At 64.5% G+C, this 273-nt stretch carries 1 protein-coding gene; it reads left to right on the top strand.

The window, feature by feature from the left end; translation table 11 throughout:
* Window positions 1-87: 87 nt before the first annotated feature.
* Window positions 88-273 (top strand): 2Fe-2S iron-sulfur cluster-binding protein (locus ACKRDP_RS09925; RefSeq protein WP_489685588.1); only part of this gene is annotated, 186 nt, incomplete at its 3' end.

Here is a 273-nt window from a genome sequence, read left to right as displayed (position 1 = left end):
GGCGTGACGTCCCCGAAGAAGGGTTGTGACCACGGGCAGTGCGGATCGTGCACAATCCTCCTCGAAGGGCGGCGCGCTGTTACGTGTTTGACGTTCGCAGTGGCACAGGACGGCGCACAAATCACCACGGCAAACGGTTTGGCGGGCCACGACGGTCTGCATGCCGTACAACAAGCCTTTCTCGACCAGGATGCGCTCCAGTGCGGGTACTGCACCCCGGGACAGGTGTGCTCGGCAGTGGGGATGCTCGACGAGGTGAAGGCCGGGCACCCC

The sequence above is a fragment of the Pampinifervens navoyensis genome (assembly GCF_046159715.1).
Classification (GTDB): domain Bacteria; phylum Aquificota; class Aquificia; order Aquificales; family Aquificaceae; genus Pampinifervens.
This window is presented reverse-complemented; position numbering and strand designations above follow the sequence as displayed.